This is a genomic window from Mesorhizobium sp. C416B, from assembly GCF_030323165.1.
Taxonomy (GTDB): domain Bacteria; phylum Pseudomonadota; class Alphaproteobacteria; order Rhizobiales; family Rhizobiaceae; genus Mesorhizobium.
The window spans coordinates 562126-584187 of sequence record NZ_CP100471.1 but is presented as its reverse complement, the minus strand read 5'-3'; the positions used below and the strand labels follow the sequence as shown (position 1 = coordinate 584187).

At 62.5% G+C, this 22062-nt stretch carries 20 protein-coding genes and 4 pseudogenes; 16 read left to right on the top strand and 8 right to left on the bottom strand.

Annotated features, from left to right (window positions below):
* Positions 1-179: 179 nt before the first annotated feature.
* The gene (locus NLY43_RS03015) at positions 180-410 is read right to left on the bottom strand and encodes a hypothetical protein (protein WP_023713652.1); all 231 of its coding nucleotides are present in this window, start codon (positions 408-410) and stop codon (positions 180-182) included.
* An 80-nt stretch (positions 411-490) separates the two neighbouring features.
* Here NLY43_RS03015 and NLY43_RS03010 point away from each other — a divergent pair, with 80 nt between their 5' ends.
* A complete protein-coding gene (locus NLY43_RS03010) occupies positions 491-703 on the top strand; it encodes a hypothetical protein (protein WP_023713651.1) in 213 nt (70 codons plus the stop codon).
* Positions 704-714: 11 nt separating this feature from the next.
* On the opposite strand, the gene NLY43_RS03005 is transcribed toward NLY43_RS03010, so the two are convergent.
* Positions 715-978 carry a hypothetical protein gene (locus tag NLY43_RS03005; RefSeq protein WP_023713650.1) on the bottom strand — a complete coding sequence of 88 codons (264 nt, stop codon included), beginning with the start codon at positions 976-978 and terminating at the stop codon, positions 715-717.
* Positions 979-1048: 70 nt separating this feature from the next.
* On the opposite strand from NLY43_RS03005, the pseudogene NLY43_RS03000 reads away from it, so the two are divergent.
* The 3 genes and pseudogenes from NLY43_RS03000 to NLY43_RS02990 form a co-directional block, all read left to right on the top strand.
* A pseudogene (locus tag NLY43_RS03000) lies at positions 1049-1269 on the top strand (DUF768 domain-containing protein).
* Between the two features lie 217 nt (positions 1270-1486).
* Complete coding sequence (locus NLY43_RS02995; RefSeq protein ID WP_502882148.1) at positions 1487-2140, top strand: outer membrane protein; 654 nt, start codon at positions 1487-1489, stop codon at positions 2138-2140.
* 306 nt (positions 2141-2446) lie between these two features.
* Positions 2447-3625, top strand: a pseudogene (locus NLY43_RS02990) (IS256 family transposase); the annotation flags it as partial.
* A gap of 72 nt (positions 3626-3697) precedes the next feature.
* Here NLY43_RS02990 and NLY43_RS02985 read toward each other — a convergent pair.
* From NLY43_RS02985 to NLY43_RS02975, 3 genes are all read right to left on the bottom strand, one after another.
* Entirely contained in the window at positions 3698-4135 is a 438-nt protein-coding gene (locus NLY43_RS02985) for a Ros/MucR family transcriptional regulator (protein ID WP_023713618.1), read from the bottom strand.
* 311 nt (positions 4136-4446) lie between these two features.
* On the bottom strand, positions 4447-4860 hold the full coding sequence (locus NLY43_RS02980; protein ID WP_460221881.1) for an SOS response-associated peptidase family protein: 414 nt from the start codon (positions 4858-4860) through the stop codon (positions 4447-4449).
* Between the two features lie 237 nt (positions 4861-5097).
* Complete coding sequence (locus NLY43_RS02975; RefSeq protein ID WP_023713615.1) at positions 5098-5439, bottom strand: hypothetical protein; 342 nt, start codon at positions 5437-5439, stop codon at positions 5098-5100.
* Positions 5440-5625: 186 nt separating this feature from the next.
* Here NLY43_RS02975 and NLY43_RS02970 point away from each other — a divergent pair, with 186 nt between their 5' ends.
* Entirely contained in the window at positions 5626-6000 is a 375-nt protein-coding gene (locus tag NLY43_RS02970; RefSeq protein WP_031202286.1) for a hypothetical protein, read from the top strand.
* A gap of 52 nt (positions 6001-6052) precedes the next feature.
* Here NLY43_RS02970 and NLY43_RS02965 read toward each other — a convergent pair whose 3' ends face one another.
* Complete coding sequence (locus NLY43_RS02965) at positions 6053-6376, bottom strand: sunset domain-containing protein (RefSeq protein ID WP_023713613.1); 324 nt, start codon at positions 6374-6376, stop codon at positions 6053-6055.
* A 1474-nt stretch (positions 6377-7850) separates the two neighbouring features.
* Positions 7851-8120, bottom strand: a complete 270-nt coding sequence (locus NLY43_RS02960; protein ID WP_023713612.1) for a DUF982 domain-containing protein — start codon at positions 8118-8120, stop codon at positions 7851-7853.
* On the opposite strand from NLY43_RS02960, the gene NLY43_RS02955 reads away from it, so the two are divergent.
* On the top strand, positions 8119-8490 hold the full coding sequence (locus tag NLY43_RS02955) for a hypothetical protein (RefSeq protein ID WP_023731570.1): 372 nt from the start codon (positions 8119-8121) through the stop codon (positions 8488-8490). The two genes, NLY43_RS02960 and NLY43_RS02955, sit on opposite strands and share 2 nt — an antisense overlap.
* A 5-nt stretch (positions 8491-8495) precedes the next feature.
* On the opposite strand, the gene NLY43_RS02950 is transcribed toward NLY43_RS02955, so the two are convergent.
* Complete coding sequence (locus NLY43_RS02950) at positions 8496-8684, bottom strand: DUF3606 domain-containing protein (protein WP_023823908.1); 189 nt, start codon at positions 8682-8684, stop codon at positions 8496-8498.
* Between the two features lie 124 nt (positions 8685-8808).
* Here NLY43_RS02950 and NLY43_RS02945 point away from each other — a divergent pair, with 124 nt between their 5' ends.
* The 10 genes and pseudogenes from NLY43_RS02945 (at position 8809) to NLY43_RS02900 (ending at position 21644) form a co-directional block, all read left to right on the top strand.
* Positions 8809-10137, top strand: a complete 1329-nt coding sequence (locus NLY43_RS02945; RefSeq protein ID WP_286459639.1) for a DUF2958 domain-containing protein — start codon at positions 8809-8811, stop codon at positions 10135-10137.
* Complete coding sequence (locus NLY43_RS02940; protein ID WP_023713799.1) at positions 10068-12200, top strand: ParB/RepB/Spo0J family partition protein; 2133 nt, start codon at positions 10068-10070, stop codon at positions 12198-12200. Before NLY43_RS02945 ends, NLY43_RS02940 begins: the two co-directional genes overlap by 70 nt.
* Positions 12201-12295: 95 nt before the next feature.
* A pseudogene (locus NLY43_RS02935) lies at positions 12296-12770 on the top strand (UCP036055 family protein).
* Between the two features lie 85 nt (positions 12771-12855).
* Positions 12856-13281: a hypothetical protein gene (locus tag NLY43_RS02930; RefSeq protein WP_245264084.1), complete on the top strand. Its 426-nt coding sequence runs from the start codon at positions 12856-12858 to the stop codon at positions 13279-13281.
* Positions 13278-13543 (top strand): annotated as a pseudogene (locus NLY43_RS02925) (DUF6117 family protein). The gene NLY43_RS02930 and the pseudogene NLY43_RS02925 overlap by 4 nt, the downstream one beginning before the upstream one ends.
* 173 nt (positions 13544-13716) lie before the next feature.
* Positions 13717-18045: a strawberry notch family protein gene (locus NLY43_RS02920; protein WP_023713794.1), complete on the top strand. Its 4329-nt coding sequence runs from the start codon at positions 13717-13719 to the stop codon at positions 18043-18045.
* Positions 18042-19079 (top strand): DUF7146 domain-containing protein, encoded by a 1038-nt coding sequence (locus NLY43_RS02915; RefSeq protein WP_023713793.1) that lies wholly within the window; start codon positions 18042-18044, stop codon positions 19077-19079. Before NLY43_RS02920 ends, NLY43_RS02915 begins: the two co-directional genes overlap by 4 nt.
* Before the next feature lie 339 nt (positions 19080-19418).
* The gene (locus NLY43_RS02910; protein ID WP_023713792.1) at positions 19419-20345 is read left to right on the top strand and encodes a DUF2493 domain-containing protein; all 927 of its coding nucleotides are present in this window, start codon (positions 19419-19421) and stop codon (positions 20343-20345) included.
* 555 nt (positions 20346-20900) lie between these two features.
* Entirely contained in the window at positions 20901-21068 is a 168-nt protein-coding gene (locus NLY43_RS02905; protein WP_023713790.1) for a hypothetical protein, read from the top strand.
* A 135-nt stretch (positions 21069-21203) separates the two neighbouring features.
* Positions 21204-21644, top strand: coding sequence for a hypothetical protein (locus tag NLY43_RS02900; protein ID WP_023713789.1), 441 nt, complete (start codon positions 21204-21206; stop codon positions 21642-21644).
* The last annotated feature ends 418 nt before the right edge of the window (positions 21645-22062 follow it).

Sequence of the window (22062 nt, the reverse complement as noted above, 5' to 3'; positions counted from 1 at the left end):
GTTCACCGGCTTTTTGTACATTAGCGGAACCTGAAATTTGGGAGCATGTTGATAGAACGGCAGCGAGTGGGTGTTCGCTGCCGGTCGAGGTCCCGCAAGACTCGGCCGGGCTCGCACCACCTCGCCGGTCGGTGCGAGCCCACCGTCGCGCGACCAAGCGAGCTTCCCATTCTCCGCCCCTATTTAATACTAGGGGACGGTGGTTTCACCATCACGCGCAATTGCATCTGGTCGATCGTTGCGACGATCGCAGCCGCCAGCGCTTCCGCCTCATCCATGAGCCCCGCCCCATAGAGACCGTTCACCGCTTCCTCGCTAGGCAGCACGCCGGGCGGGCAGTGGTCCTCGATTGTGCGCCGGATGAGCGTCAACGCTGCCCGACATTCGGCGGCTTCGATCTTCATAACCATTGAAACATTCACCTTAGCTAAAATGTTCCGGAACCGATTTCAGGCTGGCGGCTTGAGACGGTGAGGGAAGAACACTAGTCATGCCCATCAGACGAAAAGCCGTGGATGCCGGGATTTTTAAGCCTGCCGAATTGGCCTTGCTAGGGCGCGTTTTCGAGCAGCTTAAACTCGTCGACGACCAATCACCCGATGCGCAGGGCCGGTTGGCCTCTCGGATCATTGCCAACTACATGGCCGGGATAAAAGATGAGGCCGAACTTCTCTCGCTTTCGAAGCAGCCGTTAGGGCGGTAAGGTCGGGAAAGCTAGAGCTTCACCAGCCGCACAACATCAAACGCGACCGTCACCACCGGGCCACTCAGGCTGACCGTTACGGCGTCCTTCTCGACCCGTGTGGCGCTGCCGATCAGTTCGATGGTCTGACCTTTGACCACCTTCGTGGTGCTATCCCGAACGGAATGCGGAAATCCGTAGGTCGGTATCGACACGCTGATCCTGTCGTCAGTGACGCGTCGAATAATGGTGGCGTCGATCGCCACCTCATCGCCGATGTCGAGATCCCTAGCCATGCACTGGAGTCTGGTGCGTCCGTCTCACGGGTCAAGTAGCGGAACCTAATATGCGCTTTGATATCGGCTGATGAGCACACGCGGTATCAATTTCCTCGATCGCTGGATCGGTAACAATCTCCCCGAAACGGCGAAGGCCGACACGGTTTCGATCAGTGAGTACACACACAATTGTATGCCGACGCTAAGGCGCTGGGGATCAGGCGCGAAGAGATCGACGAAGAAGTTGACAGCCTATATCGAACGCTTGTCGATGCTGTGGCGCACTTTGATCCTGGCTTGACCGAATGAGTGTTCGCGGCAGGAAGTTTCGCGACAAATGGGTAGCCGAAAGTTGCCCATTATGGCGCGAGGCGATCCGATCGCCGCCAGCGGATTGGCAGAGGAGGCTCATGCCACCTGTGGGCAGCTGCTCATGCCCGCAGCCGATTTGACTGCCAACTGTGGCAGAAAAACAACTACCCCTAGCGGCGCGCTCTGCTACCAAAGGGCAGGTCAGGAGATGCCTATGAAGACGCTGCTTCTTGGTTTGTCGTTGTCTCTGATAGGGTCTTCGGCGTTTGCTGCCGATGCCGTCCTCGAAGAAGTCACCCCAGTTTTTAGCTGGACAGGTGGGTATATCGGTCTTCAGGCAGGCTACGCCCGGAGCGACGGGAATATACGCCAACGCAGCGGCCGGGGCTTGGTTGAGACAGATCCTGACGGGTTCCTTGGCGGTGTCTACGCCGGTTACAGCTATCAGATGCCGAGCAATATCGTCATTGGTGTGGAACTGGACGTCGTGTATGCGAATGTTGATGGCAGCGGCCAAATATTCGCGGCTCCAGGTCTCCCGGTTCCGGGCGGCATCGCGATCGAGGAACTGAATTGGAGTGGGGCGGCAAGACTTCGCCTAGGGTATGCCGTCGATCGCTTTCTGCCCTATATCGCGGGCGGCGTTGCATATGGCGGCATCGACACAAGCAGTAATACCGTCTCAGGTTCTTTCGGAGATACATTCACAGGATGGACGATAGGCGCCGGCTTGGACTACGCCATGACCGACAATCTTCTCCTGCGGGCCGAGTACCGCTATACTGACTTCGGCACTGAAGCGTTGCCAAATGGGAAGGTTGATTTGAAGACCAACGAAGTTCGCTTCGGCATAGCCTACAAATTCTAGTCCTCGCAATTCCCAATAGAAAAGCCTGCCGCTTGCCGCGACGGGCGTTTCTTTGTGCACCGTTAATTCGGGGGACCGTGGCATCTGCATGAAGATGGCCGGCGCCGCAATGGGAGCATTGCCTGATCAGCGCCGGCCGGGCGGTAAAATCAAATCAGGTCCGCCGCAACTCAATCGATAGCTGATTCTTGACGTTGGTAGTGTGCTGAGAGTTCTGCAAATTCGCTGAGAGAGGGCGGTTATGGCAGGCTGGTGATGTTCAACGTCACCGATTCCCTGGAAGGAACGCCACCATGACCAAGACAGAAGACCGCCAGCGCTGCCGTCAAAGACATTTTGCTTTCGAACCCGGATGGATTGCACGAAGTGCTCCGTGCGGTGATGCAGGAGGTGCTTGAGGCCGAGATGGACGAGGCGCTGGGTGCCTCGAAGAGCGAGCGCACGCCCGAACGGCTTGGCTATCGCTCGGGCTATTACGGCCGCACCCTTGTGACGCGGGTCGGCAAGCTCGAGCTGCGGGTTCCGCAGGACCGGGCCGGGCGCTTCTCCACCGAGCTGTTCGAGCGCTACCAGCGTTCCGAGCGGGCCTTGGTGGCGACACTGGCCGAGATGTATGTCCAGGGCGTGTCGACCCGCAAGGTGAAGGCGATCACGGAAGAACTGTGCGGCCATGCCTTCTCGGCCTCGTCGATCTCGGCCATCAACAAGCGGCTGGACGAGAGCCTCGCTGCCTTTGCCAGGCGCCCCCTTCAAGAGCCGTTTCCTTACCTCATCCTCGATGCGCGCTACGAGAAGGTGCGTGAAGCCGGTGTTGTCATGAGCCAGGCGGTGCTGATCGCGGTCGGTATCGACTGGGACGGAAGGCGCCAGATCCTGGCCGTGGAGATGGCCAATCGCGAGAGCCGCTCGGCCTGGAGGGACTTCCTCGTCGGCCTCAAGGCGCGCGGCCTCAAGGGCGTCGAGTTGGTTGTGTCCGACGATCACGCCGGCCTGGTGGCAGCGATCGGCGAGGTGATCCCCGAAGCCGCCTGGCAACGCTGCTACGTGCACTTCCTCAGGAACGCGCTCGATCATCTGCCGAGGAAGCACGGCGACGACTGCCTGCAGGAATTGCGCTGGCTCTACGACCGGCGCGATCTCGCAGAGGCCAGGGCTGATCTTGCCGCATGGCTTGCCAAATGGTCGGCACGCTATCCGCGCCTGACAGGCTGGGCCGAGGATGCCATCGAACAAACCCTGACCTTCTTCAGGCTGCCGAGACAGCACCACAAGCATCTCAAATCCACCAACATGCTGGAGCGGCTCAACGAGGAAATCCGCCGGCGCACCTATGTCGTGCGCATCTTCCCGAACGCCGAAAGCTGCCTGCGCCTGGTCAGGGCGCTGGCCGTCGAAACCAACGAAAACTGGATGGAGGCCAACCGCTATATCAACATGGATGATCTGCGCGAGCACAAGAAGCTCGCTCTGCGCCAAGCCGCATGACCAGCATCATGATCGCCCATTTTGCAGAACTTGACGCACACAACCTTGACGTTGCGTCAGGTGGGGTTCGGACTACTCCTTCTTCGCCCGTTTCGCCGCCGCCTTAACCTCAGCCTTCCGACCTAGACCAGACGCCTTCGCAAGGGCCGATCGCTTAGCGGCGTAGTTCGGCGCGACCATTGGGTAATCGTGAGACAAGCCCCACTTCTCACGGTATTCGTCGGGTGTCAGACCAAGTAGGCCAAGGTGGCGTTTCATAGACTGGAATTTCCGACCGTCTTCCAGGCTGATGATGTAATCCGGGAACACAGACTTTTTTGGATTTGCCGCAGGCACAAGCTCTTTCGCAGCCGGTGCGATCTGGCTGCTCAAACCTGACAATGAAGCGTGCACAGATGCAATCAGGTCGGGCAAGTTGGCAACCGGTAGTGGGTTATTGGCTACGTATGCGGAAACGACGTCCGCTGTAAGTTCCGCCAGTTCGACAGCATGGTTGTCTTCGTCAGTCATGTGGTGGTCCCTTGTCTTTGAGACCTCTCTAATGATCCAACTCTACGTGCGCAAGCTCACATGTGCCTGCGGTGAAGTTGCCACATTCCACGCTTGGTCACCGTATGAAATAGCGATATTGATGCGCTTATAGGTATCGCTCGCCCTCGTCGCGGTGCTTCAGGCAGAACCAGTGCGATAGCTGCCTCGGTCGGGCGAAGCCGAAGCCTCCATGCTCACCGCAGCCGGGGTGCCCGCACGCATGATTGTCGACCCGCCGTCGATCGCGCGGGGCCGCTGTCATGCCTCGGCAAGCCGTGTTGGTTCGTCGCTCATAGGGGGTTGATCGGCCCGACCAGGCCGGGATGGTCGTTGGGCAATTTGTTGACGGCGCTGGTGTTCACCTCACGCCCAACGCGGTTGAACTGCAGCTGACCGTCGATGTCGTGGCTGAGAATGTCCTTGAGGCTGTCCTTGGGCGACGCCGGATCCAGCCAGGCGTCATAGTATGCCGGGTCGAGAATGAGAGGCTGCCGATCGTGCAACTGCTTCATCGGGTCTGCGGCAGGCTCTGTGATGATGGTGCAGCTGGTTATGTCGAGATTGGAATTGTAGGCCCAAAGGCCGGCGAAAGAGAATGGCGCGTGGCCCGGCTGGTAGATGTGCCAAGGGTCTTTGTTGCCGCCTGCTGGTTCCGCGGGCCCGACTTGACGCTCACATACCGAGCGTTTGAGTGCTTCCGACAGGTCGAGCGGCCTCAGCGAACAACTCAGCCGCTGCCTGGACCTTATCAGCAGCCTCTTCGACCCGATCGAAGCGCGTCAACACACGACATTGGAGCATCGACAACCGCGCAGCGTGGTAGAGCTCACTCCGCTTGTGACCGTCCGAGTCCAAGGGTTGAAACAGCATCGTCATGGCGAAAGCCTCCCTCCGATGCCCGGCTCCCGTCGAAGTCGAGAGGCCGGGCCGTTAGACCGCGATCAATAGTCGGAGTCATAGTCGCTGTTGTCGTCCTGCTGGATGACAACGTGACGGCGGTGATGCATCGGACGGTTGATCGATCCGGTGACCACAACGTCGCTGGACCGATGATGATGCCGGCCCCAAGCGCGCTCGCCATTGTCGTAAAACGCCTGCTCGCCATGATGGCGGCGATGGAGACGGTGTCCGTTCCGATAGATGACCACACGGTCGTTATTGTTGTCGTCCCAAGAATGGCGGTGGTGGTGTCGGTGGGTCTGGATGACGATGCCTTCTTCTGCGGACGCGACCGCAGGGGCAGCCAAGCAAAGCGCCAATGCGCCCAGGATGATGGTCTTCATTCGAGTTCTCCAAAAACCTAAAACGCCCTTCGGTAGGGAAACTTTGCTCAAGGACTTTGGTTCCGACACCCATCGGGGCGTGCCCATGAGCGGCACGTCAGGCGATCGTCTTGAAAGACCTCGCAACCTCGTCAGACGCGCCGCGCTGGCGCCCGCACCTGTATGGACTCGGCAGGAGGCAAGCAAATGAACGCACCATCGAGCAAAGCCATTCACGCATTCGACGGCGCCATGACCTCGATCAATGCACCAGACGCGACTCGTTATGTCCCGCAGGAAGAAATGCGCAGGATGGAAGCTCGCGCCTTGATCGGCCGACATCAGCGCGGCGAGCGCCTCACACCAGACCAGGCAACGAAGGTGAATCGTGCGAGTGCCGGCCGGCAGACGACCTGCGAAGCCTTGATCATGGTCGTGTCCGACGCCACCAAGACGCTAATGGTCCGGGTGATGCTTCGGGTGGAGAACGAGATCTGCCGCAAGCTTTCGAACAACGAGATAGACCTGATCATCTTCGAAGTCGATCGCTGGGTCAAAGGCTGCGAGCCAGTGCTGCACTGATGCCGGGGGGAGAGATCTCAAAAGCTGCATAGAAGGATATGCGGTCTTGCCGCTACGCTCTGCCATGAGGCTCGTAGCACCTTCTCGCTTTTCGCCAGCCGGCCGCGACGGCCTCTGCTTCGCTGCAGAACCAGCGCTCGCCGTACTGAGGACTGATCTTCGTCTCCCAGTAATGCTCCTGCCCTGCGACGTGACAAATCCGCTCGCCGGTATTGATGGAAATGTCCCCCTTGACATCGCAGCTCGCCGCGCCGGCCGTGCGGGTTCCACTCAGCCAGCCAGTTGGGATGAGCCCGACGACCTTGTCGAGAGCTTGTCGGTTAACGGTGAAAAAAGCGGTCAAGGGAACCATCACCAGCGCCGGCAGTATTGCCATCGCCACAACCGCCGCCGCTTGGCGTTCTTGCGCCAGCGGTCGGCCTGGTTAGCCCCTCCATGACGCTGGACTTGCCCACGCCCTCTCTCCCCCCGTGCAAAGAACGCGTCCATTCCACGCTTGAGTCCATACATCAGGAGCCGCTAAACTTCGGGTGTTGTTCACGATCCGGGCTAGGCCATGAAAATACTTCGACCGAGATCCAAGCCTAAGAAGGCTTACCCGAACAGCGATAGGTTCGGTGACGACGGGCGGCGAATTTACAGCGCATACGCGGGTGCGGACGGGAAGAAGCCTGCCAATCGGCGCAAACAGCACCGCCGCCATGCTCATAGCCGGGGCATCAGTCGCTGCGGTTCTTAGCGCATTGTTTTACCTGATCGGGGCCGGCTAACCCGAGATCGCCATTCCGAAGCCAACACCCAGGCCTATGGCAGGCCAAGGAACAGCTTGTCGGCAAGATCAAGGGCCGAAGGCGCGGACAGGGCGCCAAGCATCCTGGCGGGGCTCTCTGAGGGCGTTGGCGATGTCATCGAAGATGGTTTCCATCGGTCGAGTCTAGATCGGAACGCCTCTGTGTATCCCCGGTTTGTTCGTCAAAGTCTAAGGATCGGGGAAGCGCCATGGAAAGCACGTGCAGTAACGGTTGATTCAACCATTGCTGGTAAATTGCGGAATGTGGGTGGCGGCTCCGACAGTTCGGGGTGGAACTCGATGCCAGAGCCGCCTGCGCAGCCAAGGTTGGGGTTGACCGCGCCGTCCTATTCTGGGACAGCGCTGTCAACGATTCGTTAAAACGCTCCGGAACTAATTAAGCACGCGCTAATTGACTGGCGGTCTCGGGAGTCAGTGCATGCGTGAAGTTCATTCCTCCGATGATGGAGCCGATTTTGGCGGGACAAGCCTCCCGAGGGCATTGGACAGCGTCACTTACCGGCCGCCGTTTTCGTCTTCCCTCTTCCTAGAGGTCCGCCATTCGTTAGGCGAGTGGGTTGTTCGCATCATAGGGAGGAACGGTGAAACGTATTCCCGAGCATTCGAAAATGAGGCAGATGCCGTCGCTTTCGCGGGCGATCAGTCTTCTCGTCTAGGATTGGAAGCTCCCCCAAGGCGAGCAACTTGACCGCCCTTCGCTGAACATCGAAAGCGCGGATCTGTGAATCCCCCTTGGAATATCGTCGCCTCGAAACACTTCGGGCGGTCGCACTGTTCCCATATCAGCGTCTCCCAAAACTGCCCACTACCTCAACGGCTGGTGGGCTTTTTTGTACGTTAGCGGAACCTGAAATTTGGGGGCTTGTTGATAGAACGGCAGCGAGTGGGTGTTCGCTGCTGGTCGAGGTCCCGCAAGACTCGGCGGGGCTCGCATCACCTGCCCCGGTCGGTGCGAGCCCACCGTCGCGCGACCAAGCGAGACTCCCCTGTGTCGGTCCCTATTTGATACTAGGGGACGGCGGTTAATCATCACGATGGTTTATGGCACGTTGTGTCGAACATGCCGAGCGCCGGGCTCGGGCTGCAGCAGGTGCTGGTCGATAGCGGCGGCCTTGAACGCCGCAAATGCTACGGCCGGACTGCAGCTTCCATCCTTGGCCTCCGCGATCAATCGGCACGCATCCCTATAGGCCGCCGCACCCTTATTTGGCCACTGCCCCTGGAGCGCTTCCTCGGCCTCACAGATAGAGGAAACCGTCATTGATTTACGGTCTACCAGCTTAACGAACAGCGGTAAAAAGGTGCCCATGGCACAACCTCCCGACCTTTTAGTGCGCCGAACGCAACAAGAGCTTTTTGGTTTCCATGCCTATTTGATTTTGGACCCATTTCAGCACGAGCCAATTGAATCGGCGGTTGGACCCATAGCAATGGCCGGTGCAGCCCCGCCACGTTTCGCCAAAACATGGATTAAAACTCAATTCAGCAGTCGAGCTTTTTGCGTCCTACGCGTCCAGTTCGAGCGGCTCGTGCTGCGGATCGGCATGATAGGTGACCTGGCGAAAATCGCGCATATCGATCTGTTGCCCGCAAACAGGGCAAGGGAGGAAATGCGCGAGTTCGCTCGCGGGCGGGCCTTCATGTCGGTGCCCGATCAGTGGTCTGCCGAGATCAGATAGCCTGGTCATTGTTTCCGCAGCGCCTTGGCTTCCCGCTCCAACGTCTCGCGTTGGTTGCCGTGCTTCGCAATCAACTCTTTGACCTGCTGGGGTGTGATGCCGGTCTTTGTTGCGAAATATTCAACTTCATAATCCTCGTCGGCTGAGACACGGTCCCGATCGCGGAAATCCCGCTTGCTCTTGTCATCGGCCATATCGTTTCCTCCTTCGCTCATCCCGCAACGTCGAGTTGACGTGTTTTGTTGCACCAAAAGCCGATTTCCGGTTTCGGAACCATTTCAGCACAAGCTAATTGAATCGCCGGGTGCGGGTGAGTTCATGCGTCTAAAGTTCGTCGAGCCTTTGCTGCCGACCTTGGTCGAGAAGCCTCCCGAAGGCGACGAATGGATTCACGAAGTCAAGTTCGACGGCTATCGCAGCCAAATCATCATCGATCATAACGTGCGCATCTTCACGCGCAACGGCCACAATTGGACGGCAAAATACAGGGATCTGGCCGGTGCCGCAAAACGCCTTGGCGTCGAGAATGCCATCATTGACGGCGAAATAGTCGTACTCAACGAAGCCGGCCTTTCGGACTATCAGGCGCTGCGCAAAGCCATCACCAGCCGCCAGCATGACCTCTACTTCGTCGCCTTCGATCTCCTCCACTTGAACGGTCACGATCTGCGGGACATGGATCTCGAAGACCGACGCGAAATCCTGGAAGGCCTCATCTTGCCTGATGACCGCATCCAGTTCAGCCAAGCGCTGCCCGGAGACGCTAAAGCCATATTCCACCTGATCGATGAAGCCGGCCTTGAGGGCATGGTATCGAAGCGACGTGACAGCAAATACCGCAGCGGCCGGTCGACAGCCTGGCTGAAGATCAAGAGCTACATGGTGGAAGAATACGACTTGCTCGGAGTCGAGCGGGAACCCGGTAAGCCGGCCTTTGCGCTGATGGCCGCTCGGAAGACCGGGGAGTATGTCGGCTCAGCGTTCATCAACTCCAGCCGGGCAATCCGCGAACGGCTATGGAAGCGCGTCCAGGAGCACGCCGGGCCGGCACCGAAGGGGATGAAGCGGCCGGCGACACAGTGGGTTAACGCCGATCACGTACCGGTCGTGAAGCTCTTCAATCCGCTCGACGAAGGAACCTGGCTCGCAACCGAGCTGAGTGCCGATGGTGACATCATGTTCGGTCTCGCCGGTCTCGGATATCCCGAGCAGGGCAGTTTCTCGCTCTTCGAGATGACGTCGGTCGGGCTGCCTATCCGCGTGGGCATCGAGCGCGATATCCTCTTTACCACCGACCTACCGATTTCGGTCTGGGCAGAGGCCGCCCGCCAGGCCGGAAAGCCTTCGCGACGCGGAACGCATCCTCTACCACGCCGCCCAGTCTGGCCGAGACGGCGCGTGAGATCTCAGCTTGAAATCCCCAATGCCGCAGATGCGCAAAGTCGTGTCTGCGGCCCTGTCGCCCTCCGGATTTTCGGTGTGCCGCGCAGTCCTCAGAGTGAGAGGGCTGCGCCCGTTTCTTTTGACGGGTTTGGAGGTCGAGAGAGTCTCGGCCGCCCGTCGCGGAGACAGTCCACATGGCTACGCCCAAGCAGAAGATCACCCTCAACGCTTCACGTGACATCCCCTTCAACAAGCTGGTGCTGAGCCAGGCCAATGTCCGGCGCATCAAGCGCGGGGAAACGATAGAGGACCTCGCCGCCTCGATCGCACGACGCGGCCTCTTGCAGAGTCTCAACGTCCGGCCAGTGCTGGATGGCGAGGGCAATGAGACCGGCATGTTTGAGGTGCCGGCTGGTGGGCGCCGCTATCGCGCGCTGGAACTGCTGGTCAAGCAGAAGCGCATGATCAAGACCGAGCCGGTTCCCTGCGTCGTCAGCGACGCCCACAGCGGGATCCCGATCGAGGAGGACTCGCTGGCCGAGAATTTTCAGCGCGAAGATTTACATCCCCTGGATATGTTCCGGGCCTTCCAGACCCTGCACGATCAGGGCGCCAGCCATGAGGAGATTGCGGCACGCTTCTTCGTGTCCGCTACCTTTGTCCAGCAGCGCCTGCGGCTCGCAAAAGTTTCGCCCAAGCTGCACGAGGTCTACGAGCAGGAGGGAATGCAACTCGAGCATCTCATGGCCTTTACCGTGACCGACGATCACGCCCGTCAGGAGCAGGTCTGGGAGGCGCTCGAGAACTCCTGGTCGAAGGAGCCGCAGCAGATCCGGCGCCTTTTGACGGAAACCACTGTGCGGGCAAGCGATCGCCGGGCGCTGTTCGTCGGTGTCGACGCGTATGTCGCTGCCGGCGGCATGGTGCTGCGCGACCTGTTCGAGGCCGACAATGGCGGCTGGCTTCAGGACCCCGCTCTGCTCGACCGCTTGGTCCGCGACAAGCTGAAGTCGATCGCCGACGAAATCGCGACGGAGGGCTGGAAGTGGATCGTGGTCGATGTCGATCTGCCTTATGGCCATAATCACGGTCTGCGGGCACTGGCCGGCACCCCCGTCGATCTGACCGACGCGGAGCGGGCGGAACGCGAAGCCCTGCGCGCGGAGTACGAACGGCTGGAAGCCGAGTATGGTGAATCCGACGAACTCCCCGACGCGGTCGATCAACGTCTCGGCGAGATCGAGTCTGTGCTGGAGGCGTTCGAGAGCCGCCCGATGAACTACGATCCCGCCGATATCGGCCGCGCCGGTGCCTTCATCAGCATCGACCGTGACGGTGACCTGGTCGTCGATCGCGGATATGTGCGCCCCGAGGACGAAGCGCCGGAAGCGGTCGACGGCGACGCCGCCGAGCCCGGCGGTGTGACCGGGAGCGAGGAGGGAAGCGACGATCCTTCGGTTCGCCGCGCCACCATCACCATCGGCGCGCAAACGTCCGAGCCCGATGAGGATGACGGCGACGCCATCAAGCCGCTGCCCGAACGCCTGGTGATCGAGCTCACCGCGTATCGCACGTTGGCGCTGCGCAATGCGGTGGCCGAGAACCAGCATGTGGCCATCACGGCGCTGTTGCATCGGCTCGTCCTCGACACCTTCGGTCATCGCTCCGCGACTGGCTGCCTCGAGGCGTTCGTCCGACATGCCCACTTGCCGACGCAAGACGCCGAGCTGAAAGACAGCCACGCGGCCAAGGCGATCGACGAACGCCATGAGGCGTGGAAGGGCGACATTCCGCTCGGTGACGATCAGACTCTGTGGGCTTGGCTCGACAGTCTCGATGAAGCCAGTCAGCACGCACTGCTGGCGCATTGCGTCAGCTATGGGATCAACGCGCTGTTCGAGCGACCTAACCCCTATGGCAGCGGCGTTTCCCAGCACGGGCTGGAGCAGCGCTTGCGCGAAGCCGACCGGCTCTCCCACGCCACCGGGCTCGACATGGTGGATGCGGGCTGGCGGCCGACGGTCGATAATTATCTCGGCCGGGTCACCAAGTCCCGCATCCTCGAAGCCGTGCGCGAAGGTGCCAGCGAGCAGGCGGCTCAACTCATCGACCACCTCAAGAAGGGCGACATGGCCAAGGAGGCCGAACGCCTCCTTGCCGATAGTGGCTGGCTACCCGAACCGCTCCGTCTGATCGATCATGACGCACGGCCCGCGCAGCCGGGCGAGGGCGAGGAACCTGACCTGCCCGAATTCCTCGCCGGCCATGACGAAGACGACTCGGCGGCAGCCGATGAGGTCATCGCACACGCTGTCGCTGCCGAATAGCACCCATCCACGGGGCGACTCCGGTCGCCCCGTTCCCCTTCACCCACCCTCATGGCCCGACGCCCTGTCGGGCCTTTTCGTTTCAGGAGACATCCATGTCCGCCCACATCGTCTATGACAACGCCCCGCTAGGCTCGCTGATTCAGTACTCGGACGGCACCCCCAAACCGCCGGCGCGCTTTACCCGCAAGCTCGCCGACTGGGGCCGTCGCAACGCCTCGGCCGTCTGGTCCGCAAGGCATCGCCGCGCGACCGTCCGACCTACAGCGCACCGGCCTCGATCACGCTCAATGAAGGTAACTTCTCCTCCGGCGGCGTCATCCTCGTGACGGTCATGCGAACCTACTCGGTCGACAGCGACCTCAGCTTCAAGATCGTCGAGCAGCCCGGTATCGGCATGGTCCGGGTCCTGCAGCAGATCGGCGACGACGAAGAGTTGCTGTACCTCGCCGAGAGCCGGGAGGCGGCCGCACTCTGTTGGCCAAGACCGGGTACCGCAATGCGCGTCTTGAAGACGTCACCGCTGACGAAGTCGGCGCCGACGTCGTCGAGGGGCGGGCGGCGGCGTAACACCTGCACGCATGGACATCAACCTCGACCCGCCGGCCGGGGCTCGGAGACGAACGCCGGGCCGCCCTTTTTTTAGGAGCAGCAAATGCCGCAATTCACCATCGAGACGACGTTCCACCTACCAGTGTTCCGGCATTCAACCTATTTGGCTGAGACACCCGACGTCGCGTGCCGATTTGCCATCGAGGACACTGACTGTTCGGGTCAGCGAGAGGATTGCGAGTCCTCGGGCGAAGCCCATGTCACCGGCATATGGGAGGGCGCCGGTGCCGCGTATCGTGGACAGGCCATTCCGGTTCATGCACATTTTGGGGAAGCGGTGCAGCGCAAGGCCGCACAATTCGAACTCATGCTGGCTTGCTCAAGATCATTGTCGGCGATGCTAAGGCCCGCCGACCGACGCCGCCGGGGTGGCTCGGCAAGGCCGAATGGGCGATCGCGCGCGGCGAAGCGATCCTCGCGGGCCGCCCGCGATCCAGTTGAACCCGGAGATGCGAAGGACTTGCCATGAGCATTCCCGACCATGCCCGCAGCAACTTCCAGACGCTGCTTCGTGCCGCCAGCGACGGCAACCTCGCGTTGATGGAATGCGCCGACGCGGCGACCGGGCAGCGCGTTATGTAATCTGCGCGGTCGGGCGGGAGGGCGCGGACTACGTGTTCACCCCGTTCGGTCATCTTGCCGACGGCAATCCCTATGATGCCTACCTGCCGCCCGATCCCGACGACGCCAAAGGTTTGCTACAGAAGTCGGAGCCTGACGGCGGAATATGATCGAGATCGGTTGATACCGGCAAGCGCTCAACCTCATGGCGGGGCGCTTGTTTCATTTTAGCTTCGGCGGGACCTGAGAGGGAGAGGCGGGCCGGGATGGGTTTGGAAACCGTGCGGTCCAGAGAGAGCGCCGCGCGGCTCGGTCCTGTCCCCGCTCTCCCGAGGTTCACACCATGTACATGATCTCGCCCGCCGCGGCGGTTCCAACCGCCGCGCCGCTCCCGCTCGCCCAAACCCGTGCTGCCGGCGCTATCTTCGCCGCCGCCGGCCTGCTGCTTCCCCGTCTCGAACGCGGCGAGTGCATCGACGCGACAAAGCTCCGCTCGGCGATGGAAGCCGCATTCGGCGCCTCCGACGCCGCCGGCGCCTGGGACTGGAAGCAGGCCTACGATGCCTGCGAGGCCGCAACGGTCCTTTTCCTCCGCAAGTACGGAAAGGCGCTCTCCCGCAAAGCCGAATCTCCGGCTGCACGGCTGTCCGCTTTGTCGAAGATCGCAGGGCTGATGCCGACGCATACGCGCCGGTCCGAAGAAGCACAGACCTTCCAGCAGTTCTCGACGCCGATTCCGCTCGGCCTGGTCGCCGCAACGGCCGCCGCCATCACGCCCGGCGACCGTGTGCTGGAGCCTTCCGCCGGCACCGGGCTGCTCGCCATCCTGGCCGAGATAGCCGGCGCCTCGCTCATCCTCAACGAGCTTGCCGAGACGCGCGCGGCACTTCTCTCGTGTCTCTTTCCGGGCGTCTCCGCCAGCCGCTTCGACGCCGCCCAAATCGACGACCATCTCGATCCCGGCGCCGTGCCGAGCGTGGTGCTGATGAACCCGCCCTTTTCGGTCATGGCCAATGTCGAGGGCCGCATGGCCGACGCGGCCTGGCGGCACATCGCCTCGGCGCTGTCGCGCCTTGCGCCCGGCGGGCGGCTGGTGACGATCACCGGTGCGAACTTCGCGCCCGACCATCCGACCTGGACCGCCGCCTTCACTCGCCTGCAGGAGCGTGGTCGCATGGTCTTCTCCGCCGCCATCGATGGCTCGGTCTATGCCAAGCACGGCACGACCTTCCCGACGCGCCTCACCGTCATCGACAGGGTGCCGGCGGACGATCCCTCGCTCTTCCCGGATGCTCCCGGCATCGCTCCGGATGCGGCAACGCTCCTCACGTGGATTGAGGAGCGCCTTCCCGCGCGGCCGCCGGTCGTGATGGCCGCCCTTCCCAGCGCGACATCGGCGGTCGCCGCGGCCCGCAAAGTGCACGGCTATCTCACACGCTCGGCGAGTACCACGCCACGCATGTCGATCGCCGAACCGGAAGCTATCGACCTCGCCTATGAGGCTGTCGACTGGCAGGCCGCCGAGAACGGCAAGATCAGCGACGCCATCTATGAGGCCTACGGGCTTCAGGCGATCCGCATTCCCGGCTCGCGGGCTCACCCCACCAAGCTCGTTCAATCGGCGGCCATGGCCTCGGTAGCGCCACCCAAGCCGGGCTACCGGCCGCGCCTACCGAAGAACGTCCTTGACCTGCTCTCGGACGCGCAGCTCGAGACCGTCATCTATGCGGGCGAGGCTCACGCCGAGTATCTCGCCGGCGCCTGGACGCTCGACGAGACCTTTGACATGGTTAGCGCCGCGGCCGATGACGCGGCGGGGGCCGTGCGCTTCCGGCAAGGCTTCATGATCGGCGACGGCACTGGGGTGGGCAAAGGCCGGGAATCCGCCGCCGTAATCCTAGACAATTGGATGCAGGGCCGTCGTAAGGCGGTCTGGATCTCCAAGTCCGACAAGCTGATCGAGGATGCGCGGCGCGACTGGTCCGCGCTCGGCATGGAGCGCTTGCTGGTCACCCCGCTCTCCCGCTTCCCGCAGGGCAGGCCGGTCACGCTGGCGGAAGGCATCCTGTTCACCACCTATGCCACGCTACGCTCCGACGATCGCGGCGAGAAGGTTTCGCGGGTCAAACAAATCGTCGAATGGTTGGGTCCGGATTTCGATGGGGTCATCATTTTCGACGAGGCGCACGCCATGCAAAACGCCGGTGGCGGCAAGGGCGAACGCGGCGACGCCGCTCCCTCCCATCAAGGCCGTGCCGGCCTGAGGCTACAGCACGCCCTGCCGAACGCCCGCATCGTCTATGTGTCGGCGACTGGCGCGACCACCGTCCACAATCTCGCCTATGCCCAGCGGCTCGGCCTCTGGGGCGGCGAGCATTTTCCATTCTCGACCCGCGCCGAGTTCGTCGAGGCGATCGAGGCCGGCGGCGTGGCGGCGATGGAAGTGCTGGCACGCGACCTCAGGGCACTCGGCCTCTACACCGCCCGCTCCCTCTCTTTCAACGGCGTCGAATACGAACTGCTCGAGCATGAGCTGACGCCCGAACAGGTCCGCATCTATGACGCGTACGCTGGGGCCTTCGGCGTCATCCATAACAATCTCGATGCGGCGATGCAGGCGGCCAACATCACCGGCAGCACCGGTACGCTCAATGCCCAGGCCAAGTCGGCCGCGCGCAGCGCCTTTGAAAGCGCCAAGCAGCGCTTCTTCGGTCATTTGTTGACCAGCATGAAGACACCGACCCTGGTCCGCTCCATCACCCACGATCTGGAGGAGGGCCATGCGGCCGTTGTCCAGATCGTCTCGACGGGCGAGGCGCTCATGGAACGGCGGCTGGCCGAACTTCCGACCGAGGAATGGAACGACGTTCGCGTCGACATCACGCCCCGCGAATATGTCCTTGACTACCTAGCCCATTCCTTCCCCGTGCAGCTCTACGAGCCGTACACCGACAGCGAGGGCAATCTGTCGTCGCGCCCGGTCTACCGCGATGGCCAGCCCGTCGAGAGCCGCGAGGCGGTCGCCCGGCGCGACGAGTTGATCGCCAAACTCGCCAGCTTGACGCCTGTCCCCGGCGCGCTCGACCAGATCGTCCAGCATTTCGGGGTGGACATCGTGGCCGAGGTCACCGGTCGCTCGCGCCGCATTGTCCGGAAGGGCGAGCGCCTTGTCGTTGAAAACCGTGCCGGGTCAGCCAACCTCGCCGAGACGCAGGCCTTCATGGATGACCAGAAGCGCGTTCTGGTTTTTTCGGACGCGGGCGGAACGGGGAGGAGCTACCACGCCGAACTGTCGGCCCGGAACACGCGGCTGCGTGTGCATTATCTGCTCGAAGCCGGCTGGAAAGCCGACACCGCCATTCAGGGCCTGGGCCGCACGCATCGCACCAATCAGGCGCAGCCGCCGCTCTTCCGGCCGATCTCGACCAATGTGAAGGCGGAAAAGCGCTTCCTCTCGACGATCGCGCGAAGGCTCGATACGCTAGGCGCAATCACGCGCGGCCAGCGCCAGACCGGCGGCCAGGGCCTGTTCCGGCCAGAGGACAATCTGGAAAGCCACCATGCCCGCGATGCGCTACGGCAACTCTATCTGCTGATCGTACGCGGCAAGGTCGAGGGCTGCTCGCTCGACCGTTTCGAGGCGGCGACGGGTCTCAAGCTGATGGATGCCAATGGCATCAAGGACGAGTTGCCGCCGATCACCACCTTCCTCAATCGCCTGCTCGCACTGACCATTGCGCTGCAGGGCGTGCTGTTCGGTGCCTTCGAGCAACTGCTGGCGGCGCGCATCGAGGGCGCGATCGCGTCAGGCACCTACGACGCCGGGCTGGAGACGCTGCAGGCCGAAAACTTCGTCGTCACCGATCGGCAGGTGATCTACACCCATCCGCGCACTGGCGCCGAAAGCCGCCTGCTCACGATCACCGAACGCAAGCGCAATCGGCCCGTCACGCTCAATGCGGCGCTCGTTCATCTCCGCGATCCGCGTGCCTTACTGCTCATCAACGAGCAATCGGGCCGCGCCGCCGTGCAGATCCCCACCCCCAGCGTCATGCTCGACGATGGCGAGGTCGAGCGACGTGTCCGCCTGATCCGGCCGATGGAAGGCCAGAACATGCCGCTCAAGGCTATGGGCGAAACACGCTGGATCGAGGCCGACCGCGAGGCGTTCATATCTGCCTGGACGGCCGAAATCGCCGGGGTGCCGGAGTTTTCGGACTCGGTCTTGCACATGGTCACCGGCCTGCTGCTACCGATCTGGAAGCGCCTGCCCAACGAGTCGACCCGCGTTTATCGACTTCAGACCGACGAGGGCGAGCGCCTCATCGGCCGCCGCGTCTCGCCGGCATGGGCCGCCAAGGCCTCTGCGACGAACGTGGTGGTGCTGTCGCCGGAGCAGGCGTTTGCGGTTCTGATGGACGGCCGGACCATCCTCGATCTTGCCGAGGATCTCCAGCTTCGCCGCAGCCGCGTCATGGGCGCATGGCGCATCGAATTGTCCGGCTTCACCGACGCGATGCGCGAGCGCCTCACCGCGTACGGTCTCTTCCACGAGATCATTTCGTGGAAGCTCAGGATGTTCGTGCCGATCGACGCCAACGGGCTCGCCGTGCTGGAGCGCGTGCTCGACCACTTCCCAATCGATCGGGTCAGTGAGCGGGAGGCTGCATGAGTCCGCCTCACGCTGCATGCGACCTGGCACACCGCCTCGGCGCATATGCCGAGGCGGTGTGCCGCCACTACCTCTCCAATGGCCGTCGCCAGGGCAACTATTGGACTGTCGGCGACGTCCGCAATGCGCCGGGCCGCTCGATGTTCGTGCGTCTGCAGCCATCCCCGAAGGGACCTCCAGGCAAATGGACCGACGCCGCTACCGGCGAGCATGGCGACCTGCTCGATGTCATCCGCGAATCCCTCGGACTGGTCAATTTCCGGGACGTCGCCGACGAGGCGCGCGTGTTTCTCGCTATGCCAGATGCCATGCCACCCCGACCGGCCGAGCCGATCACGCAGGTCCCCATTGGCTCTCCGGAAGCGGCTCGCCGACTGGTCGCCATGTCGAAGCCCATTATCGGCACCCTCGTGGAAACGTATTTGCGTGGACGTAGCATTACGACTTTGCACGGAACCACAGCCTTGCAGTTCCATCCACACTGCTACTACCGGCCAGACGATCATGGACCGACCAGGACCTTGCCGGCGATGATCGCTGCTGTCACCGATCTCGATGGACATCTGACCGGCGCGCACCGCACCTGGCTCGCACCGGACGGCGTCGGCAAGGCACTCGTCGACACGCCGCGTCGGGCAATGGGTAACCTCCTCGGTCACGCCGTCCGCTTCGGCGTACCTGGCAGCGTCATGGCGGCAGGCGAAGGCATCGAGACGACGCTGTCGCTCAGATGCGCCTTGCCCGACATGGCGATGGCGGCGGCTCTCTCGGCGGCTCATCTCGCCGCCATCCTGTTCCCGCCGAACCTGCAGCGGCTCTATGTCATCCGCGACAAAGATCCGGCCGGTGACGGTGCCCGCGACAGCCTGCTCGAGCGCGCGATCGACGCCGGGATCGAGGCGATCGTTCTTTCGCCGTTCATGGAGGATTTTAACGAAGATCTCCGCCATTTCGGACTTGCCACCTTCCGCGCCTCGATTGCGGACCAGCTCATGCGCAGGGATCGCATCCGCTATCTGACACGGGCGGCGTGAGGCGGGAAGGGAAGCGCGCGGCGCACGGTGTGGCCGCATCGCATGGATGGGAGCCCGCCGGTAGGGAACCGCGACCCGGCCTTCGAGAGGGCGATCGGCCCACAATCGGGCCGGCCAGGCAATGGCGGGGGCCGACTATTTTCCGCGGCGCGCGACTGCTCGCGAATGGCAGCGATTGGTCGCGACGCCTTTCCATCGCGAGGCAAAATAGCCGGCCGCCGCCATCCTCCGCTACGCTCCGGCCCTCCGCTACGCTGCGGGTGTCGGACCGTCCCGCCCGTGGGCTCTCGTCGCCATGAAGGCCGCGAGGGTCGCGGTCAAACCGACGGGAGCATCCCCATGAGCGAGCACGACGACACCGAACCGCACCACGCCGCTTCTCCGACCGATCACATCCTCACCGAACTCCAGCTCTATGGCTGGCGCCCATTTGCCGACGAGCCCGATCCGCGACCGCTCCCTGGTGGCGACCACGCGGCCGGAGCCGTCGCCGACATCTTTGACGCCCTCATCGCCACCCTGAGCGACACGCGCCTCGAACCCGACCTCGATGACCTCCTCTGGTCCGTCACCAATGTCTTCCACCGAGCTGTACAACGGATCGAGCGGCAACTGGACGACAACGAGCAGGCCCAGCGCCGCCTGCAGCGCGAACAGGACGGCAGCGAGATCAAGGCGGTTGAACTCGAGACACTCACCGCCCAGGGCCAGACCATGATCGAACGGCGCGACGCCTTCGAGCTCATGCGTGACCAGGCCGCCGATCACTACGATCAGCACACCGGCTCGGCCTGGCGACCGCGCACGGGGTCGATGGTCAAGCACCACCATCTCACCGCCGCATTGATCGATAGCCGCGACTTCCTCACGGCCAGGCGGCGCGCGGAAACCGAAATCATGTTACCCGCCGGCCCCAAGATCGCCTTCTCCGGCGGCGATACGGCCGATCACGAGCTGATCTGGGCAAAGCTCGACCAAATCCGCGCCAAGCACCCCGACATGGTGCTGATGCACGGCGGATCACCGAAAGGCGCCGAAAAGATCGCCGCCCGCTGGGCCGATCATCGCAAGGTGCAGCAGGTCGCCTTCAAGCCCGACTGGAGCAAACATGCCAAGGCCGCTCCCTTCAAGCGCAACGACCAGATGTTGGCGGTCATGCCGATCGGCGTCATCGTCTTTCCGGGCAGCGGCATTCAGGAGAACCTGGCGGACAAGGCTCGCAAGCTCGGTATCCCGGTCTATCGGCTAGGCAACGGCGGCGCATAAGCGCCGCCGCAATCAATGCGGTCCTTCACGCCGTCGCCATCGCCATTGAATTGCTCCTGAAGTCTACATCTTCTCAGAGTTGCGACCGGCGATCCTTGGAACCGCCGCCATTTCGGGCACGATCTCGGCAAAGCGGCTCTTTACGCCGAACGAGCTGGATTGGGCCTGCCACCGCGAGTGCACAGCGTCATCGCCCAGCTTCATCCTCATTTTCAGCGTGGCGGCTTCCAACGGGACCCATCGCGATCATGGCCGCCCGGTTTCTCGCTCGACGCCCGCCACATCGCGCGACAGCTTGCTCAGGCTCTCCTGTAGCACGGGCGTCGCGCCAACAACGCCCGCTGCTCCTGACTTGAAGATGACCACACCCCGCGATCCATTGCGCTGATCCTTGGTCCGGCCGACGGCCTGACGCCATCAACCCGCAAGGGGTCGGACTACGCGAAGCGTGCCGCCGCTCCGGCTTCACCTTCGCGGTGATTGCGGCCATCGGCCGAACACATCGGGCGCCTGTCAGCGGGGGAGGGTCCTCCGCTTCAAACAGGAGCCGGATCGATGTCCTTCGCCGACGCACATGCCTTCGCCTTCAGCCTCGCCGCCACTCTCATGGTCACCATCGTCATCTTTCGTGCTGGCGACGGCACTCTCTCGATCGTCCCGGCGAACGAGTATGACGGCGACGACACAGCCATCATCGGCGAAATTGACCCATTCACCCCATGACGGGGCGGACATCGCGCTTGGCGATGCAAGAACACCGGCGGGTTTCGCCCGCGCTTTTCCCTTGCTATGCTGTGCACTGCGCCAGGTGGTGGTGGAAGGCGCAATCACCAGAGTCATTCTCTCGGAGACACCACCATGATCATCCTCGGCATTCTCCTTTGCATCGCGGCCATCGGCATCTTGTGCTGGTTGCTCTTCACGCTTGCTATCGTCGCCCTCCCTTTGTTCGTCGGCGTCAACGCAAGTACATGGGCATTCAACACCGGTACCGGCTGGCTTGGCGCGATCCTTGTCGCCATCCTCGCAGCCGGGTTGACACTCGGCGTCGGCCAAATCCTCCTCTGCGTTATCAGGCCAATGTGGGCAAAGCTGGCGATCGCGATGGTCCTCGTCGCTCCCGCGATCGTTGCCGGATACCATGCCACTCATGGCATCGCGAAGCACATGATGCCTTCGGAAGTCTGGCAGGTCGTCTTTTCCGTCATTGGCGCGATCGCCGTCGGCGTCACGGCATATCTGCGGGTCGCGGGCATGGCCGCCGCCGACCAATCCGGTAGGGACATGGTTCGAGCTTAAACCCGCGCGAGCGAGGCGGGTGGACCAGAGCGATGAAGGCTTGGCCTCCTTGTCATCGGTGGTTGGAGCACTCGGGATGCATGCCATAGATCGAGCAACGGCCACGTGCCGGCGCGGCCCCGTCTGTGGACTTGGACATTCTTCGGTCGATGCCGCATGGCAGGCCGACCAATCGGTGGCAGGACGGCAGCGCGGCCGGTGACTGCCGCGCTGGAGGTGCGTGGGGTTCCCGGCGTTTGGAATGCGTGGACGACGCCAGTGAACTCGCAACGATCTGCTGGAGGCGCGTTGTTCGCCAACGTCTCCGTTGCCAATCTGTCCCAAGAGCGCTCCAAACGGCCTCTTCAATGGGCTGATCTGGCCGAAGGACGGCTGAAGCCTCGACCGCCTAGGCCGCAACGGCGCGTCTCTACTTTCT

Excerpts from the sequence above, each read along its gene's own strand:
- NLY43_RS03015 (WP_023713652.1), bottom strand. The coding sequence starts at position 410 with ATGGTTATGAAGATCGAAGCCGCCGAATGTCGGGCAGCGTTGACGCTC.
- NLY43_RS03010 (WP_023713651.1), top strand. The coding sequence starts at position 491 with ATGCCCATCAGACGAAAAGCCGTGGATGCCGGGATTTTTAAGCCTGCC.
- NLY43_RS03005 (WP_023713650.1), bottom strand. The coding sequence starts at position 978 with ATGGCTAGGGATCTCGACATCGGCGATGAGGTGGCGATCGACGCCACC.
- NLY43_RS02995 (WP_502882148.1), top strand. The coding sequence starts at position 1,487 with ATGAAGACGCTGCTTCTTGGTTTGTCGTTGTCTCTGATAGGGTCTTCG.
- NLY43_RS02985 (WP_023713618.1), bottom strand. The coding sequence starts at position 4,135 with ATGACTGACGAAGACAACCATGCTGTCGAACTGGCGGAACTTACAGCG.
- NLY43_RS02975 (WP_023713615.1), bottom strand. The coding sequence starts at position 5,439 with ATGAAGACCATCATCCTGGGCGCATTGGCGCTTTGCTTGGCTGCCCCT.
- NLY43_RS02970 (WP_031202286.1), top strand. The coding sequence starts at position 5,626 with ATGAACGCACCATCGAGCAAAGCCATTCACGCATTCGACGGCGCCATG.
- NLY43_RS02965 (WP_023713613.1), bottom strand. The coding sequence starts at position 6,376 with ATGGCAATACTGCCGGCGCTGGTGATGGTTCCCTTGACCGCTTTTTTC.
- NLY43_RS02955 (WP_023731570.1), top strand. The coding sequence starts at position 8,119 with ATGGCACAACCTCCCGACCTTTTAGTGCGCCGAACGCAACAAGAGCTT.
- NLY43_RS02960 (WP_023713612.1), bottom strand. The coding sequence starts at position 8,120 with ATGGGCACCTTTTTACCGCTGTTCGTTAAGCTGGTAGACCGTAAATCA.
- NLY43_RS02950 (WP_023823908.1), bottom strand. The coding sequence starts at position 8,684 with ATGGCCGATGACAAGAGCAAGCGGGATTTCCGCGATCGGGACCGTGTC.
- NLY43_RS02945 (WP_286459639.1), top strand. The coding sequence starts at position 8,809 with ATGCGTCTAAAGTTCGTCGAGCCTTTGCTGCCGACCTTGGTCGAGAAG.
- NLY43_RS02940 (WP_023713799.1), top strand. The coding sequence starts at position 10,068 with ATGGCTACGCCCAAGCAGAAGATCACCCTCAACGCTTCACGTGACATC.
- NLY43_RS02930 (WP_245264084.1), top strand. The coding sequence starts at position 12,856 with ATGCCGCAATTCACCATCGAGACGACGTTCCACCTACCAGTGTTCCGG.
- NLY43_RS02920 (WP_023713794.1), top strand. The coding sequence starts at position 13,717 with ATGTACATGATCTCGCCCGCCGCGGCGGTTCCAACCGCCGCGCCGCTC.
- NLY43_RS02915 (WP_023713793.1), top strand. The coding sequence starts at position 18,042 with ATGAGTCCGCCTCACGCTGCATGCGACCTGGCACACCGCCTCGGCGCA.
- NLY43_RS02910 (WP_023713792.1), top strand. The coding sequence starts at position 19,419 with ATGAGCGAGCACGACGACACCGAACCGCACCACGCCGCTTCTCCGACC.
- NLY43_RS02905 (WP_023713790.1), top strand. The coding sequence starts at position 20,901 with ATGTCCTTCGCCGACGCACATGCCTTCGCCTTCAGCCTCGCCGCCACT.
- NLY43_RS02900 (WP_023713789.1), top strand. The coding sequence starts at position 21,204 with ATGATCATCCTCGGCATTCTCCTTTGCATCGCGGCCATCGGCATCTTG.